The sequence below is a fragment of the Spirosoma daeguense genome, from assembly GCF_054776875.1.
Genome location: NZ_BAAHBF010000010.1, coordinates 84,280 through 99,599, shown reverse-complemented (window position 1 = coordinate 99,599; position 15,320 = coordinate 84,280). Strand labels below are relative to the sequence as shown.

The window sequence follows — 15,320 nt, the reverse complement described above, 5'->3', positions numbered from 1 at the left end:
ACGTGTTCGTCAGTAAAACGGCTGGCCAGTATGCACCAGGCAAACCATTTTTCATGAATCGATTCACGCACTACGTATTACTTTATAGCTTATTCTTTTTTGCCGTTCCCAGTCAAAATCAGGGACAACGTTTACCCGCAACAAAACAGACAACACCGTCGATACCCGCTGGCCCGGATGTGCAGTTTGGGGAATTATTTGAGGCTGTTCAGCAGAAATCCGTTTTCCCAGATTCGAAAACCTTCGCCGATTGTGTGCCTAAATTTCCGCCAGCCACCATTCTGGCTAACTACGAAAAAGCCCGAAGTCAGCCCAATTTCAACCTAAAAACCTTTGTTCTCCAACACTTTACGCTACCCGATCAACCGGCGTCTGTGTACACCAGCAAAGCGGGGCAGTCGGCAGAGCAGCATATTACCGATTTGTGGGCAGTGCTGACCCGGTCCGCTACGTCCCGTCCGAAAGCGGGTGAACCTACTGGCTCGTTGATTGCTTTACCCAAGCCATACGTAGTACCCGGCGGACGGTTCAACGAGATTTATTACTGGGACAGTTATTTTACCATGCTGGGGCTTCGTGCATCGGGCCAGACGGTGCAGATCAGGAATATGGTCGATAATTTTGCGTACCTGATCCGAACGTTCGGGTTTATTCCCAACGGCAATCGAACGTATTTTTTGAGCCGATCCCAACCGCCCTTTTTTTCATTGATGGTCAATCTGTTGAGTGAAATTCAGGGACGCCGGGTACTCACTACGTATCTGCCCGAACTACAACGGGAGTATGATTTCTGGATGGCCGGAAAAGAGCAGGTAACAAGCCAGAATCCATCCTATCGGCGCGTAGTGTGGCTGGCCGACGGGGTTTATCTCAATCGCTATTACGATGACCAGCAGACTCCCCGTCCTGAATCGTATCGGGAAGACCGGCAACTGGCTCGCTCAGCCAAAAATCCGCAAATGCTTTATAGAAACCTGCGTGCGGCTGCCGAATCGGGCTGGGATTTCAGCAGTCGGTGGTTAAGTGATGGAAAAAATCTACGTACTATTCACACTACCGATTTTATTCCGGTCGATTTAAACACCCTGCTTTTCAATCTGGAACAAACGCTGGCCAATGCGTATCGGCTGAAGGGCAATCTGAGCCGATCAAAGGAATTTGAACAACTGGCTCAACAGCGACGTAACGCTATTCAACGCTACTGCTGGAACGCCAAAAGCGGATTCTTTTTCGATTATGACTTTGTTGCCCGAAAACCTTCTTCCGTTTATTCACTGGCGGCCGTATATCCGCTTTTTACCAAAATCGCTACGTCGGCGCAGGCCATTTCTGTAGCCCGTAAGCTGGAACAATCATTTTTAAAGCCGGGCGGCTTAACGACTACGTTGGTACGTACTGGCCAGCAGTGGGACGCGCCAAATGGCTGGGCTCCGCTGCAATGGGTTGCTATTCAGGGACTACGTAATTATCGGCAGCTACCCCTGGCCAATAAAATTAAAACAAGCTGGGTGGCTGAAAATTTGCGTGTCTATAAGGCCAACGGAAAACTGGTCGAAAAATACGATGTGATGAGCACCGCAGCAGCTAAAGGTGGTGAGTATCCGAATCAGGATGGTTTTGGCTGGACAAACGGCGTTTTATTAACGCTTCTCCGGGAAAAATAAACGGGTGTAGGGCAAGTTCCTTTTTTGACAGGATTAACAGGATGTAACGGATGTACAGAATTATTTAAATCTGTTTTATCCTGTACATCCTGTCGAAAAAGAAGCGGACGAGAGGCAACGATCCATCAACTAGGATTGGGCTATGTATACAACGATGGATTCGGGTTGCAGCATACAGGTACTTGCATTCGTCAAAGATTCTGGCGCAGAGCCGGGGCCGTTCCAGACCGGGTCGGCAGAGTCGAGCAGTTTTTGCCAGTTTTTCCCTAAATCAGGTAACGTAACACTCTGTTTTTCGTGCGAAAAATTCATCAGACATACGATCTGATTTGTATTATACGAACGATGCAACAGCAACGTAGGCTCACCATCCTGATAAATCACATTCGCCTGCTTTGGATTCAGATGATGCAGCGCGGGCTGGTTTCGCCGGAGATCTGTAAGTGATTGATAATAGCGATACAAAGTTTGATTAGGCAACTCGTTCAACAATTCCCACGGCAAACCCGACGAAACCGAATTTCCAGAATCGACCAACAAGTTAAGCTCGTATTCAGAATCCGTTCTGACGGATTCATGATGTCCTACCCGCCTAAATGGACTGGTTACTCCCCATTCTTCGCCCATAAACAGCGTCGGAATACAGGGACTTACCATCATAGAACCAGCAATAAGTTTTAGCAATTCACTGTTGATCGGTTCATCGGACTGCTCATAAGGTTGATGATAGGTTTGCAGCCCCGAAACAAGAGCCTCTTCGGGGGGCGCTTCAAACTTATGTTCAAACAAATCCTGAAGAATTTTCGAAAACCTACCATCGCATAAACAGTCTTTCCGATACTGTTTTGTCTGGTGCGACTTACCCGTTAGGTTCATGTAGTAGGTATTGCAGTTATCTTTACTTGTTGCTTGACAATCGGAATGTTGTAACTCGTTTCCCTCTATAAAATCTATCGAAACCGGTGACGAATCCTGCTCAACAAGAAGATAATGCTGCCGCCCGGTTTGAGCTGTCAAACTATTCGTTGCTTCCCGCATTTTCCATAATAACCGTTCTGCATCTGATTGAGAAGAAACATTTTTCAGACGTAGTGCATCTACGTGAAAATCACGAAACCACATCAGCGCATTTTCAATAATGTAGTGTCGGTAAGCTTCACTGGAGACATTCGAATCGAGACGGTTTTCCTGTTTACGGGACACTGGTTGTCTACTGCTACGTCTGCCCGGCATAGTCTGTTTATAGGCTACATCCAACATAACTGCCATGCCTTCGAAATGGCAGGCATTAACTAATTGCTGTAATTGACCGGGGCCGCCGTAGGCTGCCTGAACGGCGAATAAGAAAGCAGCTTCCGTATTTCCGCTACGTGCTTCCGGGAAATCGGTAACGGGCCGAAGCAGAATCGCATTTATACCAAGCTTTTTTAAGTGGCGAAGCTTCCAGATAACAGCCTTTAACGTACCATCGCTGGTGAAATCCGGTATATCCAGTTCATAAACAATGTATTCATCAATTGGCGGATTCACCCAACTCGAATCCTCCCAGTAAAAGGCGCTGGTGTCGAACGCCTGCGACGAGCCGTATACGCCTTCGGGTTGGAGCAAAGACGCTGGATCAGCGCATTCTTTCTCATTATCGAGCACAAACGTATACGTGTCGCCGGGTTTTAAGGCATTTGTAGTAAGTCGCCAGTAGCCGTTTCCATCTTTCTGTAAAGGCAGGATTAGCGCATGATTATTAATCGAAAGAGCAACTTGGTTAGCTTGAGGTATCCATACGACGACATTTGCCTGTAGGTCGGCCGTAAAGGTTACACCAAGTCTTCGTCTGTTTATAGCTGGTTTACTCATTATTTTCATAGCTCATGGTTACTATTTCTCACTTCATACCTTTTAAAATCTGATTTGACTTAAAAGCGAACAAATTCACTGATATTAAGACGTATACGTAGCATATTAACAGCCATACGAAGCTGAAAAACGCATACGAATACAGTGACAATTAAAATAGTAAACAGAGACAGTATTAGTTGAGTAAGTGTAGGCATGATACGTATCGTTTAGGGTTGCAAACAACCAAACTACGCATCATGTCCTTAGAATGAGCTTAAGCAAAACTTAGAAAGTGCTTAGAGGAATAGATTTATGGGCAAACATTCAATTTATGCTTCAATATGGATTTACTAAACCTTAATTCCCTCTTCTTTAAGAAGATTTACTTTAAGTGGTTATTTAAAATTATGTTTCACGGATTCCTGGAGCTGCTACATTTGACTGGACATAAACGCTTATGGCGTGAAGGTATCACGACCCCGCGTAGCCAGACTGATGAAGCAGTCTAATCTTAAAAGCGTCATTCAGAAGCAGTATGTAGTTACTTCTACGAATTCAAAACATACCTACCCAGTGGCCGAAAACCATTTGAAGCGCCAATTCAATCCCATAAAACCGGGCCAATCGAACGCAAGTTGATCTTTTATTTGGCTCGAGGGGTTCGGTATGCCTGTCATAGCTTCACTAGACTGCTGAAAAACACCCGCTGGTTGTGCAAAGTATGGGTGGGAAAGGTAGCTGCTGGGATAACGCTGTGGCGGAGAGTTTTTTCAAAAACCTCAAGTTGGAGTTGGTCTATGAGCATGATTTTCAAACTCAAGCCAGAGCTAAAGAGGCAGTCTTTGAGTCCATAGAGATTTGACCGTCCGTAGCTCATATCTTTGTCATAAGGTGGTTCTCTCAGAAAAAGTGCAATTTTGAGTAAGACCTGACGGGGGGCACCAGTACCTCGGGTCTGCGGCTGAGACGGAGAATAACCCGATCTTGAACTCGCTGGCTGCGTTGAACCCTGTCCTTTGACAGTATCCATAGGTGCAGTTTATTACTGTGATCTGCCATCGATGTGCCCGAGTCAGAAAAGTAGTCAGGATGTTTCACTTTTTATCCCCTTTGTTTATAACATCTTTCCTACGCTATTGTGTTGGCCTTGACATCAGCAAAGACTCCCTTCAGGTTTGCTGATCGGTGATCGACTCCACAGGTTGGGTAACCGTCAAAGCCACCACCAAAGTCGTTAACAAACCAGCCAGCTTCTTGGCTTTGTTTAACTGGGCGGTGTCGCATCGTTTGCCTGCATCGAACACGTTACCGAAGCCGATTTTGACGCGCTATTTGCGTCTTTAAAATCGGCTTCGATGAACACCGGCGCTTATGTGTCTACTAAATGGGCTATCAATAAGGTTGCCCATATTGCGTTGAATGAGCTGACCATTCGATTGATCCGGGTCAAATCGTCAGCCCCGGATCAATCGAAGCGCCTAGTTTGACATCGGATGCTACACCGGACGTTTTAGCCTATTTAGGCAGTTAATCGGAGGAGGTGGCCGAAATGGTATTGTTTCTGGCCTCTGATGCCGCATCGTTTATCAATGAAGCTGACATAGCTATAGCGGAGACTTTATCCAGTATAAGTTGAAGTAAAGCATAGTCATCAGAGCAGCTTCAGTGATGTATGTTACCGGAATAGTTGTAGATATGCCCGCCCCCATGCTACTGTCGAAATGCGTATAAACTTTTTAAAAAAAAAGCGTGTCTTATGGTAAAATAAACTTTTTGGTCTATTTTTGAGCCATGCTTACGAAAGCGGAACGAACCAAACAGTTTATCCTCGAAACAGCCGCCCCCCTATTTAACCAAAAAGGGGTTTCCGGGGTCAGTATCGATGATGTGCTGGCAGCTACCAGGCTAACCAAAGGCTGTCTCTACGGTCACTTTCAAAGTAAAGAAGATCTAGCGCTTCAGGTAACCGATTTTATGCTCAGCCAGACAGCCGAACAGATCACCGTAGCGGTTAGCAAAGGCAGCACGGTTAAAGCGAAAGTGTTTGCCTTTCTAGACTATTACCGGGACCCCTTCAATACAAACATTGCGGGTGGTTGTCCTATTTTCAACATGGCCGTTGAATCGGACGACAATTTTCCAGCCATTAAGGAGCGGATTGCGCGGATGCTGCGTAGGGGACAGGAAGGGCTGGCCGCAGTGCTGCAACAGGGTATCGATGCCGGTGAATTTTCCGCTGACCTGGAACCCGCTCTGTACGCATTCAAGCTTACCGCTGCCGTAGAGGGTGGTTTAATTATGTGCCGTTCGATGGATACCGCCAAACCCATGCAGGCACTCATCAAAAGCCTGAAAGCAGAACTCGATCGGTACGCTCTTTAATTTTTTTTGGCTTGAAATAGACCGTTTGGTCTATTCTTGAAATGAATGAATAAGCACCTCGTTAACAAACTAAGTAGACTAACTGGTATAAAATAGCGCCGGTAACTGGCTAATCGATCGTAAACGAATTCACCGGTTCGTTCGCTATACTACGCTTCGATGACACCCTACGTACCCGGCCCACGCAGCAAGCCATGATGCTAACCAATAAAACGATTCTGATTACGGGCGGTAGCTCAGGCATTGGACTGGAAGCCGCCCGGCAATTGCTGGCGGAAGGGGCCAGTGTCATCATTACGGGCCGTAACTCTGACAAGCTAGACGAAGCCAGACGGCTTTATCCAGCCCTAATTACCATTCAAAGCGATGCGTCCAGCGAGACCGAAGCCCGGTCGCTGCTTCAACATGTCGACCAGTTGGGCGGAATCGACATCCTCTACAACAATGCCGGGGTGGGCAGTAACCTACTTAATCTGGGAATAGCTGATGAGAGGCATGTGGACAATGCGGCTAATGAGATCGCCATTAACTATCTGGCCGTGGTGCGGCTCAATAATCTGTTTCTGCCCATGCTCAACAGCCGGCCACAGGCCACCATTATCAACACTACCTCACTGCTTCGCTATGTACCGTCCATTGTCGAACCGACCTACTCAGCCAGCAAGGCTGCCTTGGGTTTCTACACCGAATCGCTTCGTACCCATCTGCGGTTGAGCGGTAGCCGGATACAGGTCGTTGAGCTACTGCCTCCCCTGGTGGCTACCGGGATGACTGCTGGGAGAGACGATACCATGCTGACGCCTGAAGCGTTTGTCCGTTCGTTTATCCGAAGCTTGAAAAAGGATAAGTTGACCATTCGGGTAGGCGACACTAGGGTGATCTATCTATTGAATCGGCTATTTCCCCGGCTTACTTATCAGTTAGTAAACCCCAAAAAGAGTTATTCGTTGTTGCAGGCTCAGCGATAGCCTCCTATAAACTCAAACTAGCGATGAAAGCGTTTATTATCAAAAAGTACGACAAGAACCAGCCCATGCAACTAGCCGACATGCCTGACCCAATCGTGGGCGAACAGGACGTGCTGGTGCAGGTCCGGGCGGCTGGCGTCAACATGCTCGACGCCAAAATTCGGGAAGGGGCATTCAAAGCCCTGTTGCCCTATAAATTACCCCTTATTATGGGCCACGATGTGGCTGGCGTGGTCACCAAGATAGGCACCCGAGTCAAAAAATTTAACGTTGGTGATCAGGTCTATGCCCGCCCGGCTGATTATCGCACGGGCACGTTTGCCGAGTTGATTGCCATCAACGAAACCGACGTGGCCCGCATGCCCAGGTCGCTGTCGATGGCCGAAGCCGCATCGATTCCACTGGTGGGCCTGACGGCCTGGCAGGCCCTGGTTGACAAAGGAAATCTTCAGAAAGGGCAGAAAGTGTTTATCCAGGCCGGTTCGGGCGGGGTGGGTACGTTTGCCATTCAACTGGCCAAATACCTGGGCGCTACGGTGGCTACCACCGCCAGTGCGGCCAATCGCGACCTGGTCAAAAGCCTGGGGGCTGATGTCGTTATTGACTACAAGACGCAGGATTTCGAGCAGGTCTTAAGCAATTATGACTTGGTGATCAACAGTCAGGATGCAGCTACGCTGACCAAGTCGCTGCGGATACTCCGACCCGGTGGCAAACTCATTTCCATCACCGGGCCACCCGATGCTGAATTTGCCCGGTCGGTGGGGCTGAACTGGTTGCTGCGAACAATATTTTTTTTCCTGAGCTTTTCGACCAAACGCAAAGCGAAAGCGTTGGGGATTCAGTACGAGTTCCTGTTTATGTGGGCCGATGGTGGCCAGCTCGCCAAAATCGCTAATCTTATTGATAATCAGGTTATCCGCCCCGTCGTGGATAAGGTCTTTCCGTTCAGTGAAGCTAACCAGGCCCTGACTTATGTCGAAAGCGGTCGCTCGAAGGGCAAAGTGGTTATCAACGTCGCTTGAGGGACCCGGCTATGCCCGGTTGATGGTCTATCCAGCCCCAATCAATGTCATTTAACCCAATAGAGCCCATGATTGCCGTCTGATTCCATCAGGCAGGTTCGTCCGATGTACTGGTCTACGAAGAAGTACCCACCCCTTCCACCGCACCGGGCGAAGTGCTGATTAAAATTGAAGCCATCGGTGTTAACTATGCCGATACCATCCGTCGGCGGGGCGAAGACTACCCCGAAGCCTTGCCGGTTCCCTTCATCCCCGGCGTAGAGTTAGCCGGTACGGTGGTCGGCCTTGGTGAAGGAGTTGACACCATGGCTGAGGGTATGCCTGTCTTCGCTACGCCCGGTGCGGGTGGATATGCCGAATACATTTGTCTGCCCGCAGCTTTCGTGATTTCACTGCCCGCAGGACTCGACTTTGACCAGGCAGCTTCCCTGGTAGCTCCCGGCCTGAAAAAAGCCGCCCGAATCGAAGCGGGTGAAATGGTGCTGATCGAAGGGGCTGAAGCGCGGGTCGTAGAAGTGTATCAACCAGAAAGCAAGACGATTTGCTACCGTCTGATTAATTCTGGTTTTTAGGTGGCGATTTATGGAAGAAACCTGAGGGTGAGGTTCATGGAAAAATCGGTCATAGGGCAAGCGTGGGGCGCTGGCTAAGGCGTTTATTTAGTCGATGACGATAGCGGTGACTGCTGGCTATTTGAGCTGGTGATGCAGCAACACTTCGACACCACCGCCTTTACGTAATTTTCTACGGGCGAAGGATGCGCTCACTCGAACATACAACAACGCTCCCTCGCGTAGTTTTTATGGATTACCGAATGTCCTGCCAAACGGTTGCTGACATCGTTGCCCGGTTGCAAGAAAATTCGTTCTTTGCCGCTATCCCGGTCGTTTTGCTAAGCGGGCAAGCTCAATCGATGGAAACCATCACCGGGGTGTGGCGCGTTTAAAAGAAACCAAACAGCCTACAGCAATTACAGGAGCTGGTCACCCAAATTTAGCTGCCTTTTGACGCTTTATTGTCTATCAATATAGGCCTCAATCTGGTCTCAACTCGTCGATTGTTCCTGTCTACCTTTTTTATGCCCGAATTATAGATACTCCTTCCTCTCAGTTGGGAGCGTTTCTTGAAATTTATGGCTCACAGCGAGAAGGTATAGAAAATAGTAAAAACTTTCTTCGCTCTCAGGCAAAGGTCAGTTGTAAATTACAATCAGAAAAGCCGTTAGCCTATCAGATCTGATGGGCTAACGGCTTTCTCTTTATTTAGTAGCTTTTCGCTAGAGAGATAATCGCAACTTTGAAGACGACAGCGGCATTCTTAATCGGGAGTTGATTTTAGGGACGACTTTTCTGGCCGATCCCGCTGTCGACAGCGTAACGGTGTGGTTTTGATTAATAATCACCTGATCCGTCGCCAGTGGTAATCGCATTAGATCCCATGTAGCAGGGTCTTCCCAGTTGCCGATACGAACGCTGGTGATCACATCCGGATTGGTCAGCGGATCGTCGTTTAGAATGACTGCCGTTACCGACGAGGCCGCACTGATGCTATAGTTTCCGCCTTCGAGCAAATTGATAATAATTGTTTCGTCGGGTTCGTAGATGGCGTCGTTAACGGACGTAATGAGCAACGTAGCAGAGGTAGCACCACTTGGAATCATAATCGAGCCAAGTGCGCCGTTGATACTCGCCGAGACCGGCTGATTGCCTGACGCCGTAACAGTATAGTCAACACCGAACGTAGCGGTACCGCCCATGCTGAAGTTCACCAGTACGTTATTCGTCGTCTGCTGCGGTAACCTGAAAACAACCCGCATCGGTGTAGTCGCACTTTCTGAAATCGGGCTGTTGCTAATGGTTACCGACAGCGCCGTATTCCCCGTTGCAACAGGGGCACTACCCACCGCAAATTTCCAGCTATCCGACGTCGAACGAACGTTGCCGTACTGGTCAGCCACGCCCGTCAACGTAACACTCATCAACTCACCCATGTAAGGCGACAGGCTAGTCAATGGCAGCAACACAACCTGATTGTTTGAGCACCCTACCGACACCGGAATCTGTTGCCCATTCGATGCACGACGTACCATAGCACTACTGTTCGTAAGTCGGCCGCAAGCCAGCGGTTCGTTGTACGTAATACCAATTACACTGCCCGGACCGTATGTATCATTAGCCGGTAAGGTATTACTGAAACGTTCGGGCGGAGTCCGGTCAATAATGCCGTCAACCCGGGTCGAATACGTAATATTGGTACCGCCATTGCCCGTCGGACATTCGATTTTAAGACGTAGCGAATAGCCGTTATCAGCCAGGCTACTGGTGTTCATCGTCGCCTGTGTACCGTTTACGCTGTTGGCCAATTGGTTGGCATTCAGACTAAACGCGTCGAGCCAGTTGCCGCCCCCGGTTTCGCGGTATTGCAGGGTAATCTTGCTCAGATTTGCCACGGTATAACCCGCAATCTGAACCGGAATCCGGTTGTTATCGGCGAGGGCTGAAATCCAGCCGGTTTCGGGCGTAACCAGACTAGCCGAACTACAGGGACTCTGGAAGAACGCCGACAGCAGAATCGGGTTGGCGATGTCGCGTCCGTCGGCACCCAGATCGGAGTCACAACCGTCGGTGATCCGGAACTGGAGCCCTTCAAAGGCAAAGACGTTCGAGCTACCATTATCCGGACGCTGCACGGTTACGATCAACGTCGTCTGCGTCAGTCGGTTCACCGGAACGGACACGGGGCCTGGGCTACCGTTGATCAGGACTTTGGCTCCTCCCGGATTACTACTTGGCTCAAAACGCACGATATAATTTCGGCTGGCGTCGGTTATTATCTGGCTGATGTTGCCCACCACGATGGAGAACTGCGCCGTGCCAGTAGCCGCCACATTACTCACCGTTGTGACAGGTGCGTTGAACTGGGCTATATCGCGCGATATCGTACCAGGTTCAGCGGGGCAACTGGTCTCGCCACCGAGCACCGAGAAAACAGGCGTACCGTAGGCCGGGTCGGTTTTAATATCGACCGTAATGTTGTCGCGCGGATCGTCATCTTTCAGGAAATACCCCGTGCTGACTTCTTCGGTTTCAGTCTGTGTATTGCTTCCGCCCGACTCCATTTTGAAATTAACGGAAGTCCCAATTTCGCCCCCCGAACCACCGATTTCAAGACCTGCGCTCGCAGCAACGCCCGCATCGATATACATTGCAAATTCGATTGTCGTGGATTTCGAAGCCGAGCGCGTCAGGGTCTTACTGATTTCAACGCCACTACCGAATGTTCTGTTTTCTACGAACTCAGCCTGTTTTTTATTGTCTTCATTCCGTTTGAGCACCTGTTCCCACACATTGATCTGGCGAAGGGCTTCCTGAGCCGACAGGCTGGTTGGATTGGTGGTGGCAATCAGTCGCTGTTTCGGAATAACCAGATTCCGAATGTCGTCGTCCGTGTAATAAAACTGCGTTTTAATGCCATTTGGCGCCATAACGATTTGCTTGGTCGACACTACGCTGCACGAAGCCGGATTAACCGAAATAACAGTGGCCGTTGTATAGAAGAAATTGAGTGCTCCACCAATAAATACGTCAGCCGCATCGCCAATATAGTCGGGGGAGCCAGATGTCGATACGTCGTCCTGAATCGTCGATTTCAAAATGGTTTCTCCTCCCGTGTTCCTACTAACCGACGTTTCTATGTTGCCGCCCAATTTTCCCCAGACTTCGTTTTCAATTTCGACTCCTATTCCCGTCGAAAACTTCGTACCTAATTTGGCTTCCAGCCAGGCGTTGGTGGTGTTATTCGTGGCACTGTAGAATTTTACGGCCCGCTCCTGCGAGGTGCTCTTACTCCATTTGCTGTAGCTGTTGTCTCCCGGGGGATCATGCAGTACTAACAGCGGTATTTCGGGCGAGGAGGTTGTATACGTAGCGGTATCAGATTTTAAGCCCGTCACCACAACCGGAACAGGTCCGATAGTAGCTAATCGCCCGTAAGCATCGGTATACTGCGCATTAATTGACCGGGTGTAGGGGCTGATGATGTTGGGCACGCCTGGCGTAATGGTCAGGCTCACTACCGATTTCACCAAACTAAATTTCGCTTCTTCATCTTCGCCGGTACGGATGTCTGTTTTCACCAGCACGGTCTGGCTGGTGGCCGACGTATTGTTCGCTGACGTACTGGTGGCCGTGCTGGCAACGGGAGCACTTGGCACCAGACACCCCTTGCTAACCGGCCCTTGATAAGCAACCACGGATAGCGAATAAGGCCGCGCCTGTTCCAGCACCGCTGGCGTTTGCTGGTTACAGGCCGCCGGTAACCCTACCAGAGCCAGAGTGGGTGGGCGCTGAAAAATCAGGTTGAGTTTGGTAACGGCGGTCGTACTGGTCAGGTCGCGAATGAGCGAATCCCCCGGAAGCGCGTTGATAAACGGTGCTACGTCCGTTCCCACCACAGACGTACTGCTTGCGGAAAAACTGACTACCGTTACTTTGTACTTGCGGGCCGGCAGCGCCACCCGGAAATAACCGTCGCTGGTCGTATTGATTTGTTTTCGGAAGCACGAGGTCCGGGTCGTACCGTCATCGGCCTTTGGTAATATATCCGCAAATTCTAATACAGCCGAGCCAATCGCATCGTCGCAACCCGCCGAAATTCGCCCTTCGATGGTCCGGGAAGTAGGCGACGTAAAGGTTAGGTTGTAAACATCACTCGTTACGTTAATCAGCTGCGTAGGCGGTGTGAACGTCAGGTTTTTGTAGGATGCCGACACGGTGTAAGACGTCGGATTCTGCACGACCAGCGCATACCGGCCATACTGCCCATTCTGATAGCCGCTTTGGCTTTGGTTCAAATAGCCAACACCACGCACTTCCATCTGAACGGAATCGAGCGGACAACTGACAAAACCGGTTCCTGGCGTTTGCCCCGTGGTGCCGGTTATACAATCCGGACAGGTTTGACTGACAGAACCACTGATCGAGAACGTAGTAAAGTCTGTAAAGTTTACGTCGCCCACCTGTGAGTTGAATTGGTTGAGCGTCCGATTCTGCGGATCTGAAAAGGTATGCCCGGTAAAGCTGGCCGTAATGGTAAACAGCGATGCGGTTACCGAAGCCGGAGTTGTGGTATTCGTCATCCCCCAATACACAGGAATTCGATACGTTCCCTGCGCCCCGTCGCTGCCATCGCTCGTTACGGCGGTGTAGGTCATGGTTCCCGGACTACCGGCCAATCCCGTCGTGTTACGTACCGCCGTAATTGTAACGCCACCCACCGGCGTAATACCGTCGCGACTCACGACCTTCCCCGAAATGAGCCCAATCGTATTCACAACTTTCACGGTCACTACGTTCGAAGCCGCCGTGAGGCTACACACGTTCGAGGTGATACGTCGGAATTTAAACTCTTTGGAGGTGTTTTCACCGGCATTCAGCGCGGGCAACGTAGTGCTTTGGGCGTTTGTACTGGAAAGCGTTACCCAACTGAGGCCATTGTCATTACTTTGCTGCCAGTACAGCGTAGTGGGTGATGCTTCAGCCGATCCTCCTGTTGTGCTTGTGCTGGTAAAGGAAAGTACTACTTCCTGCGGTGCAGGCACTAAGGGCGGCCCGCTAATACTACCGGGTGAAATAACCGTACTGGAAGGAACAAAGGTCAGTACGTTGCTATAGACGGGCGAGTTATTGCAATCGATTGAAAGCCGCCGGAACTCTCGGGTTTGCCCATTCACTATTTGTTCTATCGTGGGTAACGTAGTACCATTCTGCCCACTGATGGCCTGCCAGGATCCGCCATTCGTTCTACTTTCCCAAGCATAACCTTTTGGCGCAAAGCCATCGTCGCCACTGCGAAGGGTGGTTAATCTGGCTCCAGCACAAATTGTTGTCGAGCCGGTTCGGTTCAAATAAGTGATCGTTCCGCCTGCGGCAGTAATAAGCGCACTTTGAAACTCAACGGCGCCCAGATCCACCGCATTGCCGACCAGCCGGGGGTTCCCAGCTAAATCAGTCGTGCCAATTAGCGCCGGAGTCGCCAGGGCCGGATAGCTTCCATTCAGTACAGGCGTACAAGGGAGCGTGGCCAGCGTAGTCGTATTACTAAATGGGTTGGTAGTGGTCGCGTTGTTGCCGGTACCGGTGAAGGTCGTAACCGTATTGTCGAATAAAGATGCGGTGGCCGACACCGACGAAAATCCGGTGTCATAAACGCGAATGGTATTGCTGCCGCCGTTGTCGAAAACAATCGAGTTTTCTAAAAGAACCCGTGAGCGCGTTCCTACATAAAAAACGCCACCTTCCGGAAAGTTGCCCACAACCACGTTTTTCGTGAAACTACAGTTAGTAAATGTCGGGCGGGCCAGTGAAGACTGATTTGTATTGTACGTAGTAAATACCCCACCATTATTGGCAGAATTTCCGGTAAAACCGCAGCTAATAAACTTCGGTGACCCATCGAGGTTGTACACGGCTCCGGCTTCCGTATTATTCTTTGGACCGTTCAACTCATTGGTAGACAGGTTGTCTCTGAAAAAACAACGTCTGAAGGTATTGATGCTATTCTGGTCGTTGCGGTTGTTCAGGAAAACCGCGGCTCCCTGTCCTTCCTGAAAGTTCTTGTTATTTTTAAATACGCAGTCTTCAAACGTTCCTTTGTTGGTGCCGGCGTTTGTCAGGTATTGCTGGTTATATTCATTTCGGCCCATAAAAACCGCTCCCCCTGCGTACTTGGTCGAGTTCGCATCGAACGTACAGTTGTAGCATTCCAGCGTAGTCGAGCCATTGGTGGTGGCGAATGACAAAATAGCCCCGGCCGTTGTTCGGCTGTAGTTATTGGTAAAGTAGCAGTTCAGCAGCTTGATGAATGCCGTCAGGTTGGCCGCTGGCGTATTGACTAAGCCACCACCCCACATGTTTGCACCGTCGCCATCGGCATACCCACCACTGATGGTAAAGCCATCCAACGTAGTACCGTTGACCAGTGCGCCTGTGTTACGTATCACATGATAGCTGTTATCGAGTCGGCTCGCCGGGTCTTTTAGTTCGCCCGACAACGTAGTAGACGACGGGCTGGAGAGTTGGCGCTGGCCTAGCGTGGTTTCGGTTCCGGCAAAGCCACCGTAGACTAACACCCCGCTTTTCAACGTAAAGCTGATTGTCCGATCAGTGTTACCAGCGGGTCCAGGTTTGTAAATTCCGCTGGCAACCCAGACCTGATCGCCGGAATTACTGGCATTGATGGCCTGTTGCAGATCGCTCGTTGCAGTAGCCCAGGACGACCCATTCCCAGACGAACCTGTTTTCACGTAGCGGATCGTTTGGGCCACTACGGGTTGGAAAGCCAGCATAAACAGGAGCAGTGCAAACGGTCCTGTTCTACGAGGAAACTGGCGTTTTGGGCGATGGAAGTAGAAAGTAATCATAAGCATTTTGAGGAAGGTGAACAAC

10 protein-coding genes are annotated in these 15,320 nt (G+C 49.9%); 7 read left to right on the top strand and 3 right to left on the bottom strand.

The genetic code is table 11. The features are described from left to right. The first annotated feature begins 53 nt into the window (after window positions 1-53). Window positions 54-1,664, top strand: coding sequence for an alpha,alpha-trehalase TreF (gene treF / locus ACYVD4_RS28005; protein WP_460951271.1), 1,611 nt, complete (start codon window positions 54-56; stop codon window positions 1,662-1,664). A gap of 129 nt (window positions 1,665-1,793) precedes the next feature. On the opposite strand, the gene ACYVD4_RS28000 is transcribed toward treF, so the two are convergent. Further along, complete coding sequence (locus ACYVD4_RS28000) at window positions 1,794-3,527, bottom strand: alpha-amylase family glycosyl hydrolase (protein WP_460951270.1); 1,734 nt, start codon at window positions 3,525-3,527, stop codon at window positions 1,794-1,796. Between the two features lie 694 nt (window positions 3,528-4,221). Between ACYVD4_RS28000 and ACYVD4_RS27995 the strand changes: the two genes are divergently transcribed. Further along, the gene (locus ACYVD4_RS27995) at window positions 4,222-4,362 is read left to right on the top strand and encodes an integrase core domain-containing protein (RefSeq protein WP_460951268.1); all 141 of its coding nucleotides are present in this window, start codon (window positions 4,222-4,224) and stop codon (window positions 4,360-4,362) included. Window positions 4,363-4,628: 266 nt separating this feature from the next. On the opposite strand, the gene ACYVD4_RS27990 is transcribed toward ACYVD4_RS27995, so the two are convergent. Next, window positions 4,629-4,784: a hypothetical protein gene (locus ACYVD4_RS27990; RefSeq protein ID WP_460951267.1), complete on the bottom strand. Its 156-nt coding sequence runs from the start codon at window positions 4,782-4,784 to the stop codon at window positions 4,629-4,631. 507 nt (window positions 4,785-5,291) lie between these two features. Between ACYVD4_RS27990 and ACYVD4_RS27985 the strand changes: the two genes are divergently transcribed. The 5 genes from ACYVD4_RS27985 to ACYVD4_RS27965 all read left to right on the top strand — a co-directional run bounded on the left by ACYVD4_RS27985 (window position 5,292) and on the right by ACYVD4_RS27965 (window position 8,821). Beyond that, the gene (locus ACYVD4_RS27985; RefSeq protein WP_460951265.1) at window positions 5,292-5,882 is read left to right on the top strand and encodes a TetR/AcrR family transcriptional regulator; all 591 of its coding nucleotides are present in this window, start codon (window positions 5,292-5,294) and stop codon (window positions 5,880-5,882) included. Window positions 5,883-6,076: 194 nt separating this feature from the next. Further along, window positions 6,077-6,850 (top strand): SDR family oxidoreductase, encoded by a 774-nt coding sequence (locus ACYVD4_RS27980; RefSeq protein ID WP_460951263.1) that lies wholly within the window; start codon window positions 6,077-6,079, stop codon window positions 6,848-6,850. 23 nt (window positions 6,851-6,873) lie between these two features. Continuing rightward, complete coding sequence (locus ACYVD4_RS27975) at window positions 6,874-7,875, top strand: NADP-dependent oxidoreductase (RefSeq protein ID WP_460951262.1); 1,002 nt, start codon at window positions 6,874-6,876, stop codon at window positions 7,873-7,875. 155 nt (window positions 7,876-8,030) lie between these two features. Then, window positions 8,031-8,447, top strand: a complete 417-nt coding sequence (locus ACYVD4_RS27970; RefSeq protein WP_460951261.1) for an alcohol dehydrogenase catalytic domain-containing protein — start codon at window positions 8,031-8,033, stop codon at window positions 8,445-8,447. Between the two features lie 185 nt (window positions 8,448-8,632). Beyond that, the gene (locus ACYVD4_RS27965; protein WP_460951259.1) at window positions 8,633-8,821 is read left to right on the top strand and encodes a COMM domain-containing protein; all 189 of its coding nucleotides are present in this window, start codon (window positions 8,633-8,635) and stop codon (window positions 8,819-8,821) included. 330 nt (window positions 8,822-9,151) lie between these two features. Here the strand turns inward: ACYVD4_RS27965 and ACYVD4_RS27960 are convergent, their stop codons facing one another. After that, a complete protein-coding gene (locus tag ACYVD4_RS27960) occupies window positions 9,152-15,295 on the bottom strand; it encodes an Ig-like domain-containing protein (RefSeq protein ID WP_460951257.1) in 6,144 nt (2,047 codons plus the stop codon). Window positions 15,296-15,320: the final 25 nt, after the last annotated feature.

Excerpts from the sequence above, each read along its gene's own strand:
- ACYVD4_RS28000 (WP_460951270.1), bottom strand. The coding sequence starts at position 3,527 with ATGAAAATAATGAGTAAACCAGCTATAAACAGACGAAGACTTGGTGTA.
- treF (WP_460951271.1), top strand. The coding sequence starts at position 54 with ATGAATCGATTCACGCACTACGTATTACTTTATAGCTTATTCTTTTTT.
- ACYVD4_RS27965 (WP_460951259.1), top strand. The coding sequence starts at position 8,633 with ATGCGCTCACTCGAACATACAACAACGCTCCCTCGCGTAGTTTTTATG.
- ACYVD4_RS27995 (WP_460951268.1), top strand. The coding sequence starts at position 4,222 with ATGGGTGGGAAAGGTAGCTGCTGGGATAACGCTGTGGCGGAGAGTTTT.
- ACYVD4_RS27990 (WP_460951267.1), bottom strand. The coding sequence starts at position 4,784 with ATGCGACACCGCCCAGTTAAACAAAGCCAAGAAGCTGGCTGGTTTGTT.
- ACYVD4_RS27975 (WP_460951262.1), top strand. The coding sequence starts at position 6,874 with ATGAAAGCGTTTATTATCAAAAAGTACGACAAGAACCAGCCCATGCAA.
- ACYVD4_RS27960 (WP_460951257.1), bottom strand. The coding sequence starts at position 15,295 with ATGATTACTTTCTACTTCCATCGCCCAAAACGCCAGTTTCCTCGTAGA.
- ACYVD4_RS27980 (WP_460951263.1), top strand. The coding sequence starts at position 6,077 with ATGATGCTAACCAATAAAACGATTCTGATTACGGGCGGTAGCTCAGGC.
- ACYVD4_RS27985 (WP_460951265.1), top strand. The coding sequence starts at position 5,292 with ATGCTTACGAAAGCGGAACGAACCAAACAGTTTATCCTCGAAACAGCC.